The following is a 20149-nucleotide window of genomic DNA, read 5'->3' as shown; positions in this document are numbered from 1 at the left end:
GTGGGTCGCATGCGACACGCGAAGATCATCGCCACCTTTGGGCCCGCCACCGACTCCGACGAGACCACCCGCGCCATCATCCGCGCGGGGGCGGACGTCGTCCGCCTCAACATGAGCCACGGCGACCACGCGGTGCATGAGACGTCCTACGAGCGGGTGCGTCGGCTGAGCGTGGAGGAGCGGCGCCCGGTCGCGATCTTCGCGGACCTCCAGGGCCCCAAGATCCGCCTCGGCCGCTTCACCGACGGCCCGCATCTGCTCGAGAGGGGCGATCGGATCACCATCACCACCCGGGACGTGCCCGGGACCCGCGAGCTGGTCGGCACCACCCACAAGGGGCTGCCCGGGGACGTCGCCCCCGGTGACGTGCTCCTGGTGGACGACGGCAAGGTGCGCCTGCGCGCCGTCGAGGTCACGGACACGGACGTGCTGGCCGAGGTCGAGGTGCCGGGCATGGTCTCGGACAACAAGGGGATCAACCTGCCCGGCGTGGCGGTGAACGTGCCGGCCCTGTCCGAGAAGGACGAGCGGGACCTGCGCTGGGCGCTGCGCACCGGCGTGGACATGGTGGCGCTGTCCTTCGTGCGGGACGCCGCGGACGTGGACCGGGTGCACGAGATCATGGACGAGGAGGAGCGCCGGGTCCCGGTCATCGCCAAGATCGAGAAGCCCCAGGCGGTGGAGAACCTCGAGGCCATCGTGGACGCGTTCGACGCCGTCATGGTGGCCCGCGGCGACCTCGGCGTGGAGCTGCCGCTCGAGGACGTGCCCGTGGTGCAGAAGCGCGCAGTGGACCTCGCCCGCCGCTGGGCGAAGCCGGTCATCGTGGCCACGCAGGTGCTCGAGTCGATGATCGACAGCCCGCGCCCGACGCGCGCCGAGGCCTCGGACTGCGCCAACGCCGTGCTCGACGGCGCGGACGCCGTCATGCTCTCGGGCGAGACCTCAGTGGGCGCGTATCCGGTCGAGACGGTCCAGACGATGGCCCGGATCATCGAGTCCACCGAGACCCACGGCCTCGAGCTCATCCACCCGCTCGGCTCGCGTCCGCGCACGCGTGGCGGCGCGATCACCCGGGCCGCCGTCGAGGTCGCGAACCAGCTCGAGATCCCGTTCCTCGCCACGTTCACCGAGTCCGGCGACTCGGCCCGTCGGCTCAGCCGCCTGCGGCCGCGTCAGCCGATCTACGCGTTCACCCACCACGAGCACACGCACAACATCCTGTGCCTGACGTGGGGCGTCTATCCGAAGATGGTCCCGTTCCAGGACTCCACGGACAAGATGACCCTCCAGGTGGAGCAGTCGCTCACATCGGAGGGCATCGCCCAGCACGGCGACCTCGTGGTCATCGCCGCCGGGTCCCCTCCCGGGGCCGTGGGCTCCACGAACACGCTGCGCGTGCACCGCGTGGGCGACGACGCCGCGGGCGGCTCGTCCGCCGCCTCGCCGCAGACGCGCGAGCCGCTCGGCTTCTGGCCGGCCCGCTCCCCGCTCTGACGGGCGCGCGGGCGCCGCTCAGCCGACCTGGTCGATGACGGCCTGCGCGACCTCCCGCATGGTCAGGCGCCGGTCCATGGAGGTCTTCTGGATCCAGCGGAAGGACTCGGCCTCGGTCAGGCGCATCCGCTCCTGGAGCAGCGCCTTGGCCCGGTCCACGATCTTGCGGGTCTCCAGGCGGTCGCCCAGGTCCCGCACCTCGGCCTCGAGGCTGCGCAGCTCGTCGAAGCGGGCCACGGCCAGTTCGATGGCGGGGACCAGGTCGGCCTCGGTGAAGGGCTTGACCACGTAGGCCATGGCCCCGGCCGTCCGGGCGCGCTCCACCAGCTCGCGCTGGCTGAAGGCGGTCAGCATGACCACGGGGGCGAGCCGTTCCCCGGCGATCTCGCCGGCGGCCGCGATGCCGTCCATCACGGGCATCTTCACGTCCATCACCACGATGTCCGGCCGGTGCTCGCGCACGGCCTCGACGGCGGCCCGGCCGTCGCCGGCCTCGGCGACCACCCGGTAGGCCGCCCCGGTGAGCACCTCCACCAGGTCGAGGCGGATCAGGGTCTCGTCCTCGGCGACGACGGCCCGCAGGCCGGTCTCCTCGGGAGGCGTCAGCGTGGACACGTCAGCTCCTTCGTGCGGGCCGGGACGGCGTCAGTGCGGCGCCGCTGGTGGTCCACCAGGCTACCGTGCGCGATGGGCGCGGCGCGGGCGCGGCGGCGGGGACCCTCGCCGGAAGGCCGAGGACGCCGGGTCGGGGCGCTGATAGGGTGATCGAGTCCCGCCTCCGGGCGGCACTGCCCGAATGGTGGAATCGGTAGACACGCCGCACTCAAAATGCGGTGCCGAGAGGCGTGTGGGTTCGAGTCCCACTTCGGGCACCGTCGGCGCGCGGCCACCCGCCGTGTGCGCCGTGTCCGTGATCGATCGACCCGAGCTGAGTGGTGTCCTGTGCTCCTGACCAGCCTCCTGCTGACCCTCCTCTCGGTGGTGGCGGCCGTCCCGGCCTCCCGCGCGCTGGGCAGGGACGCGGGCTGGGTCCTGGCCGCACCCCTGCTCGCCGCCGCCGGCGTGCTGGTCGCGGCGTGGACGGGCGGCGTCCGGACGGAGCACCATCCGTGGATCCCCGCGGTCGGGGTGGACCTCGACCTCCGGCTCAACGGCCTGGCCCTGGTGTTCGCCATGATCGTCCTCGTCATCGGCGCGGCGATCCTCGCCTACTCCAGCCGGTACCTCAGCCGGGACCGCGCGGAGAGCCGCCCCGGCTCCTTCTACCTGCTGATGACCGCGTTCGCGGCGTCGATGCTGCTGCTGGTGCTCGCCGACAACATCGTGGTCCTCTTCGTCGCGTGGGAGTTCACCTCCTTCACCTCCTTCTTCCTCATCGGGCGCTCGGGGGACCACGCCCGCGACCCCGCGATCCGGACCCTGCTCGTGACCGTGGGCGGCGGCCTCGCGCTGCTGGCCGCCGTCGCCATCATGATGGTCACCGCCGGGACGGCCTCGCTCAGCGGCGTCCTGGCCTCGGACATCTGGCAGGACCCCGCCACCAGCACCGTGCTGGCCGTCCTGCTGGCCCTGGCCGCCTTCACGAAGTCCGCGCAGTTCCCGTTCCAGGCCTGGCTGCCGGACTCCATGGTCGCCATCTCCCCGGTCTCCGCGTACCTGCACGCCGCGGCGATGGTGAAGGCCGGCGTGTTCCTGCTGCTCGTGTTCAGCCCCGTGCTGGCCGGCCACGCCGTGTGGTCCACGCTGCTGATCGCATGCGGTCTCATCACGGCGCTGTTCGGCGCGGTCACGGCCCTGCGTCAGCACGACCTGAAGGGCCTGCTCGCCTACTCGACCATGAGCCAGCTCGGCCTGCTGACCGCCGTCATCGGCATCGGCACGACGGCGGCGCTGACGGCCGCGGTCGTGCACACGGTCGCGCACGCCCTGTTCAAGAGCGCCCTGTTCATGCTGATCGGCATCGTGGACCACGAGGCCGGCACCCGGGACCTGCGCATGCTCGCGGGCAGGCACGTGCGCATGCCGGTCACGGGCACGGCCCTGACGCTCGCCGCCGTCTCCATGGCCGGCGTGCCGCCCCTGCTCGGCTTCGTCTCGAAGGAGGGTCTGCTCGACGCCGCCCTCGGCACCCCGGGCCCGGCCTGGGCCGCCCCGGTGGTCACGGGCGCGATCGCGCTGGCCTCCGTCTTCACCGTCGCCTACTCGGGCCGTCTGGTCCTCGGCGCGCTCGGCACGTGGGGCGCGAGCCCGGCCGGCACCGCCCAGCCGTGGGAGTCCGCCCGCGGCGAGGAGGTCCACGAGGCGGGACCGGCCTTCTGGACCATGCCCGTGCTGGCCGCCGTGGCCGGCGTCGTGCTCGGCCTCGCCCCGCAGGCGCTGGACGCCCCCGTCTCCGCCGCCGCCCAGGCCGTGGCAGGCGCGCAGGCGCACGCGCACCTGGCCCTGTGGCACGGTGTGACCCCGGCGCTGCTCCTCTCCGCCGCCGTGATCGCCACGGGCCTCGTCCTGGTGCTGCTGCGCCGCCCCGTGGAGCGGGTCGCCGCGCGCACGGGCCTGCCCTTCTCGGCCCTGGACATCGTGGACGACATCCGCTTCGGCCTGGTGCGGCTGGGCGAGGTCGTCGGGCGTCACTCCGGCGGCATGGCGCCCCGGGCGCACCTGCTCATCCCGTCCGTCATGCTCGGCGTCCTCGCGGTCGTCGGGGTCCTGCTCGTGGACGAGCTGCCGGACGTGGTCGGTCAGACCGCGCGCTGGCACGACTGGGCGCTCGTCGTCCTCGTGGCCGTGGGCGTCGCCGCGACCCTGCGCGCCCGCACCCGCATCGCCGCGATGGTGGTCGTGGGCACCGTCGGCTTCGGCGTGACGCTGTGGTTCTTCACCCTCGGCGCCGTGGACGTGGCCCTGACCCAGATGCTCGTCGAGGTCCTCACCGTGTGCGTGATGGTGCTGCTGCTGCGCCGCCTGCCGCGCCGCTTCCGGCGCGACCCCGCACCGCGCCGCGCCGGCGCCCTCGTGGCCGCGACGATCGCCGGCGTCGCCTCCACCGTCGGCGTCCTGGCCTTCACCGGTCGGCGCGACATGTCCGAGATCGCGCGCTACTACCTCACCGAGACCTACGAGCAGGCCGGCGGCGTGAACGTCGTCAACGTGATCCTCGTGGACTTCCGCGCGCTCGACACCCTGGGCGAGATGACGGTGCTCGGCGTGACCGGACTGACCGTCGCGGCGCTGCTGATGAACCGCGCCCCCGTCCGGGCGCTGCGCAGCATCGTCGACGAGCGCTCCCCGCTCGCGCACGTGCACGAGAACCTCGTCTACGCGCGCACCTTCGGCCGCGGTCTCGGGCCCGTGATCATCGCGATGTCCGCCCTGCTGCTGCTGCGCGGGCACTACGAGCCGGGCGGCGGCTTCATCGCGGCCCTCGTGGCCGGTGCGGGCTACGCCCTCATGTACCTGTCGGCCGACACCGACCGCGACCGGCGCCTGCGGTGGCCCTACCTCACGCTCATCGGCAGCGGCGTGGCCCTGGGCACCGCCGCCGGTCTGACCGGCTACCTCACGGGCGAGGGCTTCCTGGCCGCCTCCGGGGTGAAGATCCTCGGCTACGGACTGTCCACCACCCTGGTCTTCGACATGGGCGTGTACCTGTGCGTGCTCGGCCTCGTGGTCGCCGCGTTCACCCTCCTGGGCCCGGACACGGTCGAAGAGGCGCCCGACGACGGCGACGCACCCGAGAAGGCCGCACCCGGCGCGGCCACGACGCGAGAGGAGGCGACCCGATGACCGTCGCGATCACCGTGGGCCTGCTGATGTTCGGCGCGGTCTACCTGTTCTCCAAGCGCGAGCTGCTGCGCGTGATCCTCGGCATGGTGCTGCTGGGCCACGCCGGCAACCTCGCCATCCTCGCCGCGGGCGGCACCGACCGGCGCGCCCTGCCGTTCATCGGGAACGGGGACGTGGCTGCGCAGGCCGACCCGCTGCCCCAGGCGTTCGTGCTGACGGCGATCGTCATCTCCTTCGCCGTCACCGTGCTGCTGCTCGTGCTCGCCGTGACGGGCCGGTCCGACGACCAGGTGGCCGACCCCGCCGAGGACGCCGACCCGCACGAGCTCGCCGCCGCGGACGCCCGCTTCCCGCGCGCCGAGCTGGGCGCCGCCGTGCGCCACCTCGCCACGCAGCCCCAGCCCGTGCTGCACGGCAGCCACCGCCATGACGACCGGGAGGAGCGCCGGTGAGCCTCGACGCCCTGGGCCTGGCCCTGCCGCTGTTCGTGGCCGTCCCCCTGCTGGCCGGCGGCCTGCTCGTGATCGCGGGGGAGCGTCCGGGGCTGCACCGCCGGGTCCTGCTCTCGCTGCTCGGGCTGAGCTCGCTCGGCGGCGCCGGGCTCATCCTGCTGACCCTGGACGGCACCGTGGTGGCCGGGGGCGTGGGCGGCTGGCCGGACGGCATCGCCATCGCGTTCGCCGCCGACACGTTCACCGGCCTGATGCTCACCCTCACCGCCGGACTCTCGTGGGTGGGCGCCCTGTTCGCCTACGGCTCCCGCGTGACGAACTCCGTCTACTTCGCGCCGCTGCTGCTCGTCCTCACGGCCGGGGTGAACGGCGCCCTGCTGACGGCGGACCTGTTCAACCTCTTCGTGTTCATCGAGGTCATGCTGCTGCCGTCCTACGGCCTGTTCGTCCTCTCCGCCAACCGGCGCGAGCCCCTGCGCCGCGTGGACGGCGCCCGCCTCTACGTCACGCTGAACCTGTTCACCTCCACGATCCTCGTGGTCGGCGTCGGCTTCATCTACGGCATCACGGGCAGCGTCAACCTCGCCGTGCTGGCCGGCGCGGCGGCACGGGACGAACGGGTCGCCGTCGCCGGGTTCATGGTGCTGTTCGCCCTGTCCATCAAGGCGTCCGTGGTGCCCCTGCACGGCTGGCTGTCCAAGGCGTACCCCTCGACGTCGCCGGCGGTCACCGCGATCTTCTCCGCCCTGCACACCAAGGTGGGCGTCTACGCGATCTACCGCATCTACTCCGTGCTCTACGACGGCGAGCCACGCTACCTGTGGGCCATCCTGGTCCTGTGCTCGCTCACGCTCGTGATCGGCGCGGTCGCCTCCCTCGGGGAGCAGAGCACCCGTGCGATCCTCTCGTGGCAGATGGTCAGCGGCATCGGCGGCATCCTGGTCGGCGTCGGCCTGTCCACGCAGCTCGGCCTGGCCGCCGGCATCTTCTACATGATCCACCACATGGTCGTCATGACCTCCCTGTTCACCGCGACGGGCGCCGTCGAGGTCCGATACGGCTCCGGCCGGCTGGCGGACCTGCAGGGCCTGGCCCGGCGTGAGCCGCTGATCGCCGCCGCGTACTTCGCGGGCCTGCTCTCCCTGGTGGGGATCCCGCCGTTCTCCGGGTTCGCGGGCAAGCTCATGCTCGTGGTCGCCGGCGTGGAGGCGGGCCGGACCGTCGTCGTGGCCGTCGTGCTCGTCGCGTCGCTGCTGAGCCTGTGGGCGCTGCTGCGCATCTGGAACGGCTGGTTCTGGGGCGAACCCGAGATGCCCCGCCACCACCGGGAGCGCCTCGAGACGGCCGCCCTGCCGATCGTGGAGGCCCACGCGGACGGCGCGGCCGCCTCGGCCGGCACCCCCGACGGCCCCGCGGCCGTCCACACCCCCACGGGTGTGCTGCCCGTGGTCTTCAGCCGGGACGAGGACCTCACCCGCTCCCGGATCCCCTTCTCGCTAGCCCTGCCGGCGGTCCTCACCGCGGCCCTGTCCCTCGCGCTCGGCCTGGGCGCGCAGGGCCTGTGGCTGGCCTCGGACACGGCCGCCCAGGGGCTGACGGACACGCATGCGTATGTGGAGGCGGTGATCGGCCGATGAGCCAGGCACACCAGTACGACGACGGCACGCAGGACTTCCGCGACGGCACGGCCAGCGTGTGGTCGTGGCCGCTGCGCCTGGCCGGCTTCGTGCTCTGGTACCTGTGGGCCCTCGTCACGTCCTCGGGCGCGGTCCTGCACGACCTGATCACCCCCGGCGACGACGCCCGCTCGGGCATCGCCCGGGTGCGCACCAGCTGCCGCACGGACCTGGAGGTCACCGTCCTGTCCTCGCTCATCACCCTCACCCCGGGCACCCTCACCCTCGGCACCCGTCGGGCGGGCGCCGTCGACGACGAGCCGGGCGATCCGGATGCGCGCCGCCTGCTCTACGTGCACGGCCTGTACTTCGACGACGCGGACGGCCTGCGCGCGGACATCCACGACATGGAGCGGCGCATGCTCCATGCGCTGCGTCGGACGGGGGTGGCCGCGTGAGCCTGACCGATCTGCACTACGACTGGTCCCTGATCGGGATCGACGTGGGCATCGCGCTGCTGCTCGTCGCCGCCGTCGTCTCCGCCTACCGGATCCTCGTGGGGCCCCTGGACGCCGACCGGGCCGTCTCCGGCGACCTGCTCACGTTCAGCGTCACCGGCATGGTCACGCTGTTCGGGGTCCGGGCGGCCAACGTCTTCACGTTCGACCTGGTGCTCATCGCCGCGATCACCGGGTTCCTGACCGGCATGTCCCTGGCCCGTGCGCTGACGCGCGGGCGACGCTGAGGAGGCCATCCCCATGGACACCGCGATGAACGTCATCGGCTCGCTCATGATCGTGCTGGGCGCGCTCGTCTTCCTCGGCGCCGCCCTGGGCCTCGTGCGCTTCCCGGACCCCTACACGCGGATCTCCGCCACCGGCACGGCCGGCGGCGTCGGCATGATCCTGCTCGTGGTCGGGGCCCTGCTCCACATGCCCTCGGTGGCCAACGTGGTCAAGGTCGTGCTGATCGTGGTCCTGCAGCTCGGGACGGCGTCGGTGGCGACGATGGCCCTGGCCCGTTCGGCCTATCTCACGGGGGTGCCCATGAACCCCGGGCACTATGACGAGCTCGCCGAGGACACCCCGGGGCGCGAGCACGGCGAGCCCGCTCCCCGCGCGCCGGACGAGGTCTGAGACCGCCCGCACGCGGCGTCGGCCCGGCCCGTCCCGTCTCCCGGGGCGGGCCGTGCCGCCTCAGGGGCGCGGCGCCAGGACCAGGTTGGTGATGCGGGCGGTCGAGAGCCGCCGGCCCTGCCCGTCCGTCATCACCACCTCATGGGTGACGAGGGTGCCGCCCAGGTGGACGGCGGTCGCGGTGCCGGTCACGAGGCCCGAGCGGACGGCCCGGTGGTGCGTGGCGCTGATCTCGACCCCGACGACGTTGCGGTCCGGCCCGGCGTGGATTTTCGCGGCCATCGAGCCCAGGGACTCGGCGAGGACGAGGTGGGCGCCGCCGTGCAGCAGCCCGACGGGCTGCTCGTTGCCTGCCACGGGCAGGGTGGCGACGGCGCGCTCGGCCGTGAGCTCGAGGAAGCGCAGGCCCATCTTCTGGGCCAGGGGGCTGATCGCCGCGCCGCCGAGCGCGGCGACGAGCTCGGGCGTCAGACCGGCCTCGGCGCAGGCCGCCGCCAGCTCGGCGGGGCTCAGCTCGGGGGTGACGCCGGGGCGGTACACGCGGTCGGAGGCGGCGGGGGTGGTCGCGGTGTGCTCACTCATGAGCACTAGGCTGGCACACGCGACCGGTGCGCCCCGCGCCGCGCGCCGAGAGGAGACGTGAGTACCCATGGCGGCAGATCCGACCCCAGAGGCCCCACAGCGGCTGCTGGTCCTGGATGGGCACTCGATGGCGTTCCGCGCGTTCTACGCGCTGCCCGCCGAGAACTTCGCCACGGACACGGGCCAGCACACGAACGCCGTGTATGGCTTCACCGCCATGCTCCTGACCATGATCCGGCAGCAGCGGCCCACGCACGTGGCCGTGGCGTTCGACCTCTCCGGGCCCACGTTCCGCTCCGAGGAGTACGGGGAGTACAAGGCCGGCCGCTCCGAGACGCCCGCGGAGTTCGCGGGCCAGATCGAGCTGACCGTGAAGGTCATGGAGGCCCTGGGCATCCCCACGCTCACGCTGGAGGGCTACGAGGCCGACGACATCGTGGCCACACTGTCCGCGCGCGCCGAGGAGGCGGGGTGGGAGGCCGTCGTCGTCTCCGGTGACCGGGACGCGTTCCAGCTCATCTCCGAGCGCACCACCGTGCTCTACCCCAAGAAGGGCGTCTCCGACATCCCGCCGATGGATGCGGACGCCGTCATGGCCAAGTACGGGGTCGCCCCCGCCCAGTACCCCGAGCTCGCGGCCCTCGTCGGCGAGGCCGCGGACAACCTGCCCGGAGTGCCCGGCGTCGGCCCCGGGTTCGCCGCGAAGTGGCTGAAGCAGTACGGGGACCTCGACGGCGTGCTCGCGCACGCGCACGAGATCACGGGCAAGAAGGGGGAGGCGCTGCGCGAGCATCTCGAGGACGTGCGCCGCAACCGCCGCCTCAACGCCCTCGTGCGCGACCTCGACCTGCCGATCGGGCTCGAGGCGATGCGGCTCGAGATGCCGGAGCGCGAGCCCGTGGAGGAGCTGTTCGACGCGTTGCAGTTCAACCGCATCCGGGAGCGCGTGTTCGAGGTGTTCGGTGAGCGGGTGGGCGAGGACGCGCCGCCCCCCGAGGTCGAGGCCGCCCCGGAGTTCACCGAGGCGACGACGGCCGAGGACGTGCGTGCCTTCCTCGCCGCCGAGGCCGGCACCCTGCTCGGCGTCCACGTGGACGTCGAGGGCCCGGCCCTGCTGCCCCGCCGCAAGGTGCCCGTGCCCGGCACGTTCGGCACGCCCGTCGGCGTCGCGCTGGTGGGCGAGCACGCGGGCCTGCACGTGAGCCTCGACGGCGACGCCCCGGACCCGGCGCTGGTCGGCGCCGTGCGCGAGGCCCTCGGCGAGGGCGGACTCGCCAAGGCCGTGCACGACCTCAAGCGCACGCTCAAGGCGCTGGCCGCGCCCACCGAGGGGGACGGGCTCGGCCGGGACGCGGCCCTGGACGGCGTGGTGGACGACGTGCTGCTTTCGGCCTACCTGATCCAGCCGGACCGGCGGGACACCTCGCTCGAGGCGCTGGCGGAGGCGCATCTGCACACCCCCCTCACCGCCCCGCGCGAGCCCGCTCAGCAGCGGGCGCAGGGGACGTTCGACCTCGACGGGGGTCAGGCCGCCGCCGAACGCGCGGACCGCGCCGCGGACGCCGTGCGGGCCGCCTGGGTGGTGCGCCGTCTCTCGACCCAGTTCACGCCCCAGGTGCTCGACCGCGGGGCCCAGCGGCTGCTGCAGGAGCTCGAGATCCCGCTCTCGCGGCTGCTCGCCCGGATGGAGCTGACCGGCATCGCCGTCGACGTCGACGCCCTGACCGGCCTGCGCGAGGACTTCACCGCCGCCGCCGACGCCGCCAAGGAGTCCGCGTGGGCGTCCGTCGCGGAGGAGACCGGCGGGATGCAGGTCAACCTCGGCTCGCCCAAGCAGCTGCAGGAGGTGCTGTTCGAGCGGCTCAACATGCCGCGCACGCGCAAGACCAAGACCGGCTACTCCACGGACGTGGACTCGCTGCAGGACCTGCTCGAGCAGACCCGGCACCCGTTCCTCGAGAACCTGATGGCCCACCGCGACGCCACGAAGCTCCGGCAGACCGTGGAGGGGCTGCTCGAGACCGTCGCCCCGGACGGCCGCATCCACACCACCTACTCGCAGACCGCCGCCGCCACGGGCCGGCTGTCCTCGCTGCACCCGAACCTCCAGAACATCCCGGTGCGCACCGAGGCGGGCCGCCGCATCCGTGAGGTGTTCGTGGCGCACGAGGTGGCCGGCGAGCAGGCCGTGCTGCTCTCGGCCGACTACTCCCAGATCGAGATGCGCATCATGGCGCACCTGTCCGAGGACGAGGGGCTGATCCAGGCCTTCCGCGAGGGTGAGGACCTGCACTCGTTCGTCGGCTCGCAGGTGTTCGGCGTGGACCCGGACGACGTCACCGCCGAGCAGCGCGCCAAGGTGAAGGCGATGAGCTACGGCCTGGCCTACGGGCTGTCCTCCTTCGGGCTGTCCAAGCAGCTGAAGATCTCGGTGGACGAGGCGCGCGGCCTCATGAAGGGCTACTTCGACCGCTTCGGCGGCGTGCGCGACTACCTGCGCGACGTCGTCGCGCAGGCCCGACAGGACGGGTACACCTCGACGATCGAGGGGCGCCGCCGCTACCTCCCGGACCTCAGCTCGGACAACCGTCAGCTGCGGGACATGGCCGAGCGCGCCGCGCTCAACGCCCCCATCCAGGGCTCGGCCGCGGACATCATCAAGCGCGCGATGCTCGACGTGCAGGCCGGCCTCGAGGAGCACGGGCTGGCCTCGCGCCTGCTGCTGCAGGTCCACGACGAGCTCATCCTCGAGGTCCCGGCCGCCGAGCTCGAGAAGGCCACGGCGCTCCTGAAGGAGCGGATGGGCCGGGCCGCCGAGCTCTCCGTGCCGCTCGACGTGCACGTCGGCCAGGGAAGGAGCTGGCATGACGCCGCACACTGACGCGCCGGAGGGTCCGTCGCTGCGGCGGCTGGCCGACGCCGCCGAGGACCGGCTCGGCGAGCACGGCCTCGCGCTGCGCGACCTCGGGGTCCTCGGCCCCGAGGACCCCGCCGCATCGCACTTCGCGGCCGCGGTCGAACGGGGCTTCTACGAGACGGTGCCCACGGGCGCCGCGCTCCGCCAGCAGCTCGAGGCCCACGCGGCCGACGGACGGCGCCGGCTCGGCGTCTACGCGCCGGGGGACGACCCGGCGGCCCGCCGCCCCGCCGCCACCTTCGAGGACTTCGTGCAGCCGCTGACCACGTCGCCCGGCCGCACCGTCGACGCCTGGCTGATCACCGACGTGACCGTCTCGCCGGACGCCCGCCGGCGCGGCGTGCTGCGGGCCATGATGCTCAGGTCCCTCGCGGACGCCCGCGACGCCGGCCTCTGCGCGGCCGCCCTGACCGCGACCGAGGCCGCCATCTACGGCCGCTTCGGCTTCGGGGCCGCCACCCGGTGGCACGCCGTGCGGATCGACGTCTCGGGCGCCCCCGCGTTCACGGGCGCCCCGGCCGGCGGGCGGGTCACGGTCGAGGAGCCGCGGGAGATCCCCGGCCTCGTGGACGAGCTGTACGGGCGGGTGCTGCCGGCCACCCCGGGCTCGGTCCAGCGGACCTCGTTCAGCGTGCCTCGCTGGGAGGACCGCGAGGCGAGTCGGAACGAGGGGCGCGGCTCGGGGCTGTACGCGGCGGTCCACCGCGACGACGACGGGCGGGTCCAGGGCGTCGCGCTGTATCGGTTCGAGGGCTGGGAGAAGGAGCCGCCCACGATCACCGTCACCGCGTTCCTCGCGGCGACCGCCGACGCGCGGCGCGGGCTCGTCCACCACCTGGCCCGACTGGACCTGGTCGAGCGGATCGAGTGGGGCCGCGCGCCCGAGCCCGGTTGGCTCGAGGCGCTCTTCGTCGACGAGCGGCGGGTGAGTCGGCACCGCGGCTCCGACGACCTGTACCTGCGGGTCCTGAACCTGCCCGCCGCCATGGCGGCCCGTGGCTGGGCGGGCGACGGGGAGGTCGTCGTCGCCGTCGAGGACGCGCTCGGCGCGATCGACGGGACGTGGCGGCTCACCGTCCGCCAGGGGCGCGGCGCCGCTGAGCGGTTGGGCCCCGCGGCCGACGCCGTGGGCCTGGACGCGGGACTCCGGCTCGACGCGGCCCGGTTCTCCGCGCTCTGGCTCGGCGGGCACTCCCGCGGGGCCGGCGCCGCGGTGCTGGCGGAGGCCGGTGTCGTGGCGGAGCTGCGGGCCGGCGCGGCGGAGGCGTTCGACGGGCTTGTGCGACCCAGCCGACCCCTGCACACCCTCGTCGGCTTCTGATACGCTGGACGAGCACATTCGTGCGCATTTGATACATGTCCATCACGACCCACGCCGGGTGGGGCCCCTCTGGTGCCCGGATGTCGCCCACCGGCGGCATCGATCCCGACGTGACCCCCGATCCCAACGGAGTCCCTCCTACATGACCACCACTTCCAACGCCCCGCAGGTCGCCATCAACGACATCGGCTCTGCCGAGGACCTGCTCGCCGCCATCGACGCGACCATCAAGTACTTCAACGATGGCGACCTCGTCGAGGGCACCGTCGTCAAGGTGGACCGCGACGAGGTCCTGCTCGACATCGGCTACAAGACCGAGGGCGTCATCCCGTCCCGCGAGCTGTCCATCAAGCACGACGTGGACCCGGACGAGGTCGTGGCCGTGGGCGACACCGTCGAGGCCCTGGTCCTCACCAAGGAGGACAAGGAGGGTCGCCTGATCCTCTCGAAGAAGCGCGCCCAGTACGAGCGCGCCTGGGGCGACATCGAGAAGATCAAGGAGGAGGACGGCGTCGTCGAGGGCACCGTCATCGAGGTGGTCAAGGGCGGCCTCATCCTCGACATCGGCCTGCGCGGCTTCCTCCCGGCCTCCCTCGTGGAGATGCGCCGCGTGCGCGACCTGGCCCCCTACATCGGCCAGAAGCTCGAGGCGAAGATCATCGAGCTGGACAAGAACCGCAACAACGTGGTCCTGTCCCGCCGCGCCTGGCTCGAGCAGACCCAGTCCGAGGTCCGCTCCAACTTCCTCCACAAGCTGGAGAAGGGCCAGGTCCGCAACGGCACCGTGTCCTCCATCGTCAACTTCGGCGCCTTCGTGGACCTGGGCGGCGTGGACGGCCTCGTGCACGTCTCCGAGCTGTCCTGGAAGCACATCGACCACCCGTCCGAGGTCGTCGAGGTGGGCCAGGAGGTCACCGTCGAGGTCCTCGAGGTGGACATGGACCGCGAGCGTGTCTCCCTGTCGCTGAAGGCGACCCAGGAGGACCCGTGGCAGCTCTTCGCCCGCACCCACGCCCTCGGCCAGGTCGTGCCGGGCAAGGTCACCAAGCTCGTGCCGTTCGGTGCGTTCGTCCGCGTGGAGGACGGCATCGAGGGCCTCGTGCACATCTCGGAGCTGGCCTCGCGCCACATCGACACCGCCGAGCAGGTCGTGTCGGTCAACGACGAGCTGTTCGTCAAGGTCATCGACATCGACCTCGAGCGTCGCCGCATCTCCCTGTCCCTCAAGCAGGCCAACGAGGGCGTGGACCCCGAGGGCACCGAGTTCGACCCGGCGCTCTACGGCATGGCCGCGGAGTACGACGAGGAGGGCAACTACAAGTACCCCGAGGGCTTCGACGTCGAGACCAACGAGTGGATGGAGGGCTTCGAGACCGAGCGCGCCGCCTGGGAGCAGCAGTACGCCGACGCTCAGGCCCGCTGGGAGGCCCACAAGGAGCAGGTGCGCCGCTCCCTCCAGGAGGAGGCCACCGCCGGCGCCGACGCCGGTGCGGGCCTGGGCGGCTCGTCCTACTCCTCCGAGGCCCCGTCCTCGGACGGAGGCACCCTGGCCTCCGACGAGGCCCTCGCCGCCCTGCGCGAGAAGCTCACCGGCAACTGATCGCCGCGGTGCGTGACCGTCCCTGACGGCCCGCGCCGAGCACCCGACGCCCCGTCCCTCCCTCCGGAGGGGCGGGGCGTCGTCGCGTCCCGGGGGGCTGGCCGTGGGGGAGCGGACGGGACCCGACGGCCGCGCTCAGCGGCGCTCGGAGACCGTCACGGTGAACGTGCGGTCGCGCGCCGTCTGCCGGGTCGGCCCGACGAGGTCCTCCAGCACCGGCCGGTACCGCAGGTGCGAGTTCCAGACGCACCACAGCCGGCCGCCCGGCTCCAGCACCCGCGCCGCGGCCGCCACCAGCCGGTGGGCCACGGAGGGGTCCACGGCGTTGCCGTCGTGGAACGGGGGATTCAGGAGCACGCACTCCTCCGTCCCGTCCGGCCACGTGGCCAGGGCGTCGTCGCGCACGGCCCGGACGCGGTCCGCCACGCGGTTCGCGCGGGCCGTGGCCAGCGTCGAGGCCACCGCCACGGCGGACTGGTCGGTGGCCAGCACGGTGACGTGCGGCCACAGCCGCGCCGCCCCGACCGAGAGCAGCCCGTTGCCGCAGCCCAGGTCCACGACGCGCCCGGGCGGGCGCGGGTCGTCGGCGAGCGAGGCGAGCAGCAGACGGGAGCCCGGGTCGGCGGCGGCACCACCGAAGGCGCCGGCGTGGGCCACCAGATGCAGGCTCCCCACGCCGGGGACGTCGCGGTCGGCCTCCTCCGGTGGCCGGGGGGTCACGCCGGGACGCGGGCCCCGGGCCGTGAGCACGCGCGCCTTGCGGCGGCCCCGTCCGGCGACGACGTCCTCGAAGGCCGCGCCGAGCACCGCGTTCATGCGCGGGCTCATGTGCTTGTCGCGGCCGCCGGCCAGCAGGACCACGCCGGGGTCGGCCGCGGCTGCGACGATCCGGGACAGCCGGTCGAGCTCGTCGAGCGAGCGGGGCAGCGGCAGCAGGACCGTCCGGGCTCCCCGGGCCGCGTCCTCGGGCGTGGCCGTTCGCTCGAGCTCGCCCGCCTCCCCGCCGAGGCGACCGGCGGCGCGCCACGCGGCGAGGTTCGCGTCCAGCGAGCGCTCGGCGGAGGCGTCGTCCTGGTGGATCCGCACGTCGTGGCCGGCCGTGAGCAGGGGCAGGGTCAGCGCGCCGTGCCGGTCCTCCAGGACGGCCACCGGGCCGGGGACGTGCCCGCTCGCGATCCACCCGGCCAGGGTGTCGAGCAGGAGCAGGTCCGCCGCGTCGTGGGCCTGGCGGTCGGGCTCGGTCGGCAGCGGCCACCGATCCAGCGCCGCGAAGTCCACGCCCGCGGTGAGGTCGTCCGGCAGCCCGCCACGGGCGACATCGGGGGTGACCCCCCGGGGCAACGGCTCACTCATGGTCCACCCAGTCCTCTCCGATCCGTTCCGCACGCCCCGCGCCGGCCGTGACGTCCGCGAGCCGCGCCGCGAACGCCGCGCGGGCCTCCTCGGTGTCCGGCACGCCGACCGTCAGGCGGACCGCCGCGGCGCCGTAGCTCGCTTCCAGCACCGACACGCCCGCCGCGCGCAGCTCGTTCTCCCACCGGCCGGCGTCGGTGTGGGGCGCCTCCACCGCGAGCAGGGCCAGCCGGGAGCGGGTGCGCAGCGGGGCGGCGTCGAGTGCCCCGGACACCGAGTCCGAGTAGGCGCGCACCAGGCCCCCGGCGCCCAGCTTGATCCCCCCGAACCAGCGCACGACGACGGCGCACACGTCCGTCAGGTCGGTCCGGCCCGGCGCGGTCTCGCGCTGGAGGACGGCCTCGAGCATGGGGACGCCGGCCGTGCCGGCGGGCTCGCCGTCGTCGCTGGAGCGCATCCGGTCCCGGGCGGGGCCGAGGACGAACGCGCTGCACACGTGCCGCGCGTCGTGGTGCCGGCGCCGCAGGACGGCGACCATCTCGCGCGCCTGCGCCTCGTCCTCGACGCGCCCGAGGTAGGTGAGGAAGCGGCTGCGGCGGATCTCCACCTCCCGTTCCAGCCAGCCGTCGGGGTCGCGGGCGGACGCCGGCAGGACCGTGCAGCGCGCGGTCGGGGCGGGGGCGGGATCGGGCATGACCCCACCCTAGGGGCTGGCCGAGGACGGGCACGCCGTCGAGCCCCGACGTGAGCTTCGGTACAGTGGAAGACCGTGCCACCCGGCACCGGCCCACCGGTGAGCGAGCACGCGTGCCGCCGCGGGCCTCCCACGACCCTGTCCCGGGAGACTCATGACTTCCCCGCTCACTCGCCTGCACGACACGTTGGGGCTCCGCACGAGTCCGGCGATCTTCTTCGGCTCGGCCGCCGCGGTCGTGCTCTTCACCGCCGCGATGGGCCTGTTCCCTGGCCCGGTCCAGGCGGCCTTCGGCGTGGTCTCGAGCTGGCTGCGCTACGACGTCGGCTGGATCTACACCCTCAGCCTGACCCTGCTGGTGGCGTTCCTGTTCATCCTCGCCGTGACCCGGTACGGCCGGGTCAAGCTCGGCGACGACGACGCGGTGCCGGAGTACTCCGGCCTGACCTGGTTCGGCATGATGTTCGCCGCCGGCGTCGGCGCGGTGCTGATGTTCTGGGGCATCGCGGAGCCGATGAACCACTACGCCAACCCGCCCATGGCGGGGACGGAGCCGTTCTCCGACCGCGCGGCCTCGGAGGCCATGGCGATCGCGAACTTCCACTTCGGCATCCACATGTGGGCGATCCTGCTCGTCCCGGGCCTGTGCTTCGGCTACTTCACGTACAAGCGCAAGCTGCCCCCGCGCGTGTCCTCCGCCTTCCAGCCCCTCCTCGGCGATCGCATCCACGGCCCCATCGGCAAGACGATCGACATCATCGCCGTGGTCTCCACCGTGTTCGGCCTCGGCGTGTCCGTGGGCCTGGGCGCCCTGCAGATCAACGCGGGCATGAACTACGTGCTGGGCACCCCCGTGGCCGGCTGGGTCCAGGCGCTCATCCTGGCCGTCGTCACCGCCGTGGGCACGGCCTCCGTGCTGGTCGGCATGGACAAGGGCGTCAAGCGGCTGTCCTACGCCAACATCCTGCTGGCGATCGCCCTGCTCGTGTACGTCCTGATGTGGGCCGTCTCCAGCATGGACGTCATCCGCGGCACCGTGCAGGCGATCGGCGAGTACGCCTCCATGCTGCCCGTGCTCTCCACCTACAACGACACGTACAACTCGGGCCAGTGGTCCGGTGACTGGACCGTTTTCTACTGGGCCTGGACCGTGACGTGGGCGCCCTTCGTGGGGATGTTCTTCGCCCGCATCTCACGCGGCCGCACCATCCGCTCCTTCATCATGGCCGGCCTCGGCCTGCCCACGGCGTTCGTCATCATCTGGATGGGCATCTACGGCTACTCCGCGTTCCAGTCGGACCGCGCCACCGCGCCGGCGCCGGGCCAGGGCGGTGACCTCACGCAGACGATCGTCACCGACGGCAACGTCCAGGCCGCCCTGTTCCAGCACCTGCAGGGCACGCCGCTCTACACGGTGGCCGCGGTCGTGGCGCTCGTGGTCATCACGCTGTTCTTCATCACCTCGATCGACTCGGGCGCGCTCGTGATGGACGCGATGGCCAATGGCCACGAGGATGCCGCGCCCCGCCGCCAGTCCGTGTTCTGGGCCGTGTCCATCGGCGCGGTCTGCGCGGCCATCATCCTCACCGCGGGCGAGAACGGCCTGGCGGCGCTGCAGGAGGTCATCATCGTGATCGGCCTGCCCATCCTGCTCATCACCGTCACGCAGGCCGCACTGCTGCTGCAGGCCCTGCGCGAGGACGCGGGTGCCGCGCGGCCCATGCGGACCCGCCAGTGGAAGCAGGTGCTGCCGGTCGAGGAGTACCGCCGCCGCGCCACCGAGGACGGCGTGGACGTCTCGGACTTCGTGATCCGCCCCGAGTTCGAGGTCGGCACCGAGCCGGAGAACGACACGCACACCCCGAAGACGTGGCACCAGCAGCGCATCGACGCGGCCAAGGCCCTCGTCACCGTCGGCCTGACCGGCGGCATCGCCGCGGGCCGCACCGAGGTCGGCGCGGAGCTCGAGCGGCTGGGCGCCGTCGTCGTGGAGTTCGACGACCTGATGGGGGAGATCCTCGTGCCCGGCAACCCCGTGCTCGAGGAGCTCCGCTCGGTCTTCGGCGAGGACATCGTCCGCGCGGACGGCACCCTGGACGCGCGCACCCTCAACCGGCTCACCACCGAGAGCTCGACCGCCCGGATGCGCATGTACGAGATCGTCTCCCCGGCGGTGCGCGACGAGGCGAACCGCCGGGCCCGCGAGATCGGCGAGGACTCCGTGCTGGTGGTCGACCTGGCCCTGCTGGCCGAGACCGGCTCCGGACAGGACTTCGACCAGGTGCTGGCCGTCTCCGCTCCCGCCGAGGTGCGCGTCGCCCGGCTCATGGAGTCCCACGACATGACCCGCGAGCGGGCCTGGGCCTTCATCGACGAGGAGGCGGCGGACGAGGAGCGGGCCGAGATCGCGGACACCGTGATCGAGAACGACGGCTCGCTCGAGGACCTGCAGGAGGCCGTCCGGGCATACTGGGAGGCCAAGATCCAGCCTCAGCTCGAGGCCGCCCGAGGAGAGCGCGTATGACCGAGACCGACCCGGTGGCCGAACGGCCGCGCGTCCATGTGGGCCTGACCGGCGGGATCGCCGCCGGCAAGTCCGCGGTGGCCCGTGTCCTGCAGGAGCGTGGCGCGCTCCTGGTGGACTCGGACGCCCTCGCCCGGCTGGTCCTCGAGAAGGGCACCGACGGGCTGGCCGCCGTCCAGGACGAGTTCGGGGACCGCGTCATCACCGCGGACGGTGAGCTCGACCGCGTCGAGATGGCCCGCATCGTCTTCGGGGACGAGGGCGCCCGACAGCGCCTGAACCGCATCGTGCACCCCCGGATCCGGGCTGCGGCCCGGCGCATCGTCGCCGAGGCCGGGCCGGACGCCGTCGTGGTCCAGGACGTGCCGCTGCTGGTGGAGACCGGGCAGGCGGACGCGTTCGACCTCGTGATCGTGGTGGAGGCCCCGCTCGAGGAGCGCCTGCGCCGGATGGTGGAGGACCGCGGCATGAGCCGCGCGGACGCCGAGGCGCGGATCGCGGCCCAGGCCACGGACGAGCAGCGGCGCGCCGTCGCGGACGTGGTCATCGTCAACGACGCCGACCTCGAGCGGCTCGCGTCCGTGGCGAACCAGGTGTGGGACCGGTTCCTCGCCCCCGGCGCGGCTGAGCCCTCGGCGGACTGACCGCCGGGGTGTCCGGGGCGCGACGTAGGG

General features: G+C 73.2%; 16 protein-coding genes and 1 tRNA gene. 13 read left to right on the top strand and 4 right to left on the bottom strand.

Annotated elements, in window-relative coordinates:
• Positions 1-9 precede the first annotated feature (9 nt).
• Complete coding sequence (gene pyk / locus KVS67_RS01470; RefSeq protein WP_144826507.1) at positions 10-1497, top strand: pyruvate kinase; 1488 nt, start codon at positions 10-12, stop codon at positions 1495-1497.
• Positions 1498-1515: 18 nt separating this feature from the next.
• Here pyk and KVS67_RS01465 read toward each other — a convergent pair whose 3' ends face one another.
• Positions 1516-2112: an ANTAR domain-containing response regulator gene (locus tag KVS67_RS01465; protein WP_144826505.1), complete on the bottom strand. Its 597-nt coding sequence runs from the start codon at positions 2110-2112 to the stop codon at positions 1516-1518.
• A 175-nt stretch (positions 2113-2287) separates the two neighbouring features.
• On the opposite strand from KVS67_RS01465, the gene KVS67_RS01460 reads away from it, so the two are divergent.
• The 7 genes from KVS67_RS01460 to mnhG all read left to right on the top strand — a co-directional run bounded on the left by KVS67_RS01460 (position 2288) and on the right by mnhG (position 8484).
• A tRNA-Leu gene (locus KVS67_RS01460) sits at positions 2288-2369 on the top strand.
• A 70-nt stretch (positions 2370-2439) separates the two neighbouring features.
• Positions 2440-5280, top strand: coding sequence for a DUF4040 family protein (locus KVS67_RS01455; protein ID WP_144826503.1), 2841 nt, complete (start codon positions 2440-2442; stop codon positions 5278-5280).
• The gene (locus KVS67_RS01450) at positions 5277-5732 is read left to right on the top strand and encodes a sodium:proton antiporter (protein WP_144826501.1); all 456 of its coding nucleotides are present in this window, start codon (positions 5277-5279) and stop codon (positions 5730-5732) included. The genes KVS67_RS01455 and KVS67_RS01450 overlap by 4 nt, the downstream gene beginning before the upstream one ends.
• Positions 5729-7369 (top strand): monovalent cation/H+ antiporter subunit D family protein, encoded by a 1641-nt coding sequence (locus KVS67_RS01445; RefSeq protein ID WP_144826499.1) that lies wholly within the window; start codon positions 5729-5731, stop codon positions 7367-7369. The genes KVS67_RS01450 and KVS67_RS01445 overlap by 4 nt, the downstream gene beginning before the upstream one ends.
• The gene (locus tag KVS67_RS01440) at positions 7366-7806 is read left to right on the top strand and encodes a Na+/H+ antiporter subunit E (RefSeq protein WP_144824080.1); all 441 of its coding nucleotides are present in this window, start codon (positions 7366-7368) and stop codon (positions 7804-7806) included. The genes KVS67_RS01445 and KVS67_RS01440 overlap by 4 nt, the downstream gene beginning before the upstream one ends.
• Positions 7803-8093: a monovalent cation/H+ antiporter complex subunit F gene (locus KVS67_RS01435; protein WP_144826498.1), complete on the top strand. Its 291-nt coding sequence runs from the start codon at positions 7803-7805 to the stop codon at positions 8091-8093. Before KVS67_RS01440 ends, KVS67_RS01435 begins: the two co-directional genes overlap by 4 nt.
• A 13-nt stretch (positions 8094-8106) precedes the next feature.
• The gene (gene mnhG / locus KVS67_RS01430) at positions 8107-8484 is read left to right on the top strand and encodes a monovalent cation/H(+) antiporter subunit G (protein WP_065573027.1); all 378 of its coding nucleotides are present in this window, start codon (positions 8107-8109) and stop codon (positions 8482-8484) included.
• A gap of 60 nt (positions 8485-8544) precedes the next feature.
• On the opposite strand, the gene KVS67_RS01425 is transcribed toward mnhG, so the two are convergent.
• The gene (locus KVS67_RS01425) at positions 8545-9066 is read right to left on the bottom strand and encodes a PaaI family thioesterase (RefSeq protein WP_144826496.1); all 522 of its coding nucleotides are present in this window, start codon (positions 9064-9066) and stop codon (positions 8545-8547) included.
• A 67-nt stretch (positions 9067-9133) separates the two neighbouring features.
• Between KVS67_RS01425 and polA the strand changes: the two genes are divergently transcribed.
• From polA to rpsA, 3 genes are all read left to right on the top strand, one after another.
• Positions 9134-11947, top strand: coding sequence for a DNA polymerase I (polA, locus tag KVS67_RS01420; protein ID WP_217564716.1), 2814 nt, complete (start codon positions 9134-9136; stop codon positions 11945-11947).
• Positions 11931-13304 carry a GNAT family N-acetyltransferase gene (locus KVS67_RS01415; protein ID WP_078025548.1) on the top strand — a complete coding sequence of 458 codons (1374 nt, stop codon included), beginning with the start codon at positions 11931-11933 and terminating at the stop codon, positions 13302-13304. Before polA ends, KVS67_RS01415 begins: the two co-directional genes overlap by 17 nt.
• 142 nt (positions 13305-13446) lie before the next feature.
• Entirely contained in the window at positions 13447-14904 is a 1458-nt protein-coding gene (gene rpsA, locus KVS67_RS01410) for a 30S ribosomal protein S1 (protein ID WP_036315338.1), read from the top strand.
• A gap of 135 nt (positions 14905-15039) precedes the next feature.
• Here the strand turns inward: rpsA and KVS67_RS01405 are convergent, their stop codons facing one another.
• Both KVS67_RS01405 and KVS67_RS01400 read right to left on the bottom strand, forming a co-directional pair.
• Positions 15040-16257 carry a methyltransferase gene (locus tag KVS67_RS01405; protein WP_230260433.1) on the bottom strand — a complete coding sequence of 406 codons (1218 nt, stop codon included), beginning with the start codon at positions 16255-16257 and terminating at the stop codon, positions 15040-15042.
• On the bottom strand, positions 16250-16951 hold the full coding sequence (locus KVS67_RS01400) for a YigZ family protein (protein WP_041102704.1): 702 nt from the start codon (positions 16949-16951) through the stop codon (positions 16250-16252). Before KVS67_RS01400 ends, KVS67_RS01405 begins: the two co-directional genes overlap by 8 nt.
• A 154-nt stretch (positions 16952-17105) precedes the next feature.
• Here KVS67_RS01400 and coaE (KVS67_RS01395) point away from each other — a divergent pair, with 154 nt between their 5' ends.
• Both coaE (KVS67_RS01395) and coaE (KVS67_RS01390) read left to right on the top strand, forming a co-directional pair.
• A complete protein-coding gene (gene coaE / locus KVS67_RS01395; protein WP_217564715.1) occupies positions 17106-19475 on the top strand; it encodes a dephospho-CoA kinase in 2370 nt (789 codons plus the stop codon).
• The gene (gene coaE, locus KVS67_RS01390) at positions 19472-20119 is read left to right on the top strand and encodes a dephospho-CoA kinase (protein ID WP_036315330.1); all 648 of its coding nucleotides are present in this window, start codon (positions 19472-19474) and stop codon (positions 20117-20119) included. Before coaE (KVS67_RS01395) ends, coaE (KVS67_RS01390) begins: the two co-directional genes overlap by 4 nt.
• The last annotated feature ends 30 nt before the right edge of the window (positions 20120-20149 follow it).

Origin of the sequence: Micrococcus sp. GbtcB5 (assembly GCF_019091605.1) — a bacterium.
Lineage (GTDB): Bacteria > Actinomycetota > Actinomycetes > Actinomycetales > Micrococcaceae > Micrococcus > Micrococcus luteus.
The sequence above is the reverse complement of the archived record's forward strand: the minus strand, read 5'-3'. Positions and strand labels throughout refer to the sequence as shown.

Excerpts from the sequence above, each read along its gene's own strand:
- pyk (WP_144826507.1), top strand. The coding sequence starts at position 10 with ATGCGACACGCGAAGATCATCGCCACCTTTGGGCCCGCCACCGACTCC.
- KVS67_RS01450 (WP_144826501.1), top strand. The coding sequence starts at position 5,277 with ATGACCGTCGCGATCACCGTGGGCCTGCTGATGTTCGGCGCGGTCTAC.
- KVS67_RS01440 (WP_144824080.1), top strand. The coding sequence starts at position 7,366 with ATGAGCCAGGCACACCAGTACGACGACGGCACGCAGGACTTCCGCGAC.
- mnhG (WP_065573027.1), top strand. The coding sequence starts at position 8,107 with ATGGACACCGCGATGAACGTCATCGGCTCGCTCATGATCGTGCTGGGC.
- KVS67_RS01425 (WP_144826496.1), bottom strand. The coding sequence starts at position 9,066 with ATGAGTGAGCACACCGCGACCACCCCCGCCGCCTCCGACCGCGTGTAC.
- polA (WP_217564716.1), top strand. The coding sequence starts at position 9,134 with ATGGCGGCAGATCCGACCCCAGAGGCCCCACAGCGGCTGCTGGTCCTG.
- KVS67_RS01415 (WP_078025548.1), top strand. The coding sequence starts at position 11,931 with ATGACGCCGCACACTGACGCGCCGGAGGGTCCGTCGCTGCGGCGGCTG.
- rpsA (WP_036315338.1), top strand. The coding sequence starts at position 13,447 with ATGACCACCACTTCCAACGCCCCGCAGGTCGCCATCAACGACATCGGC.
- KVS67_RS01405 (WP_230260433.1), bottom strand. The coding sequence starts at position 16,257 with ATGAGTGAGCCGTTGCCCCGGGGGGTCACCCCCGATGTCGCCCGTGGC.
- KVS67_RS01400 (WP_041102704.1), bottom strand. The coding sequence starts at position 16,951 with ATGCCCGATCCCGCCCCCGCCCCGACCGCGCGCTGCACGGTCCTGCCG.
- coaE (WP_217564715.1), top strand. The coding sequence starts at position 17,106 with ATGACTTCCCCGCTCACTCGCCTGCACGACACGTTGGGGCTCCGCACG.
- coaE (WP_036315330.1), top strand. The coding sequence starts at position 19,472 with ATGACCGAGACCGACCCGGTGGCCGAACGGCCGCGCGTCCATGTGGGC.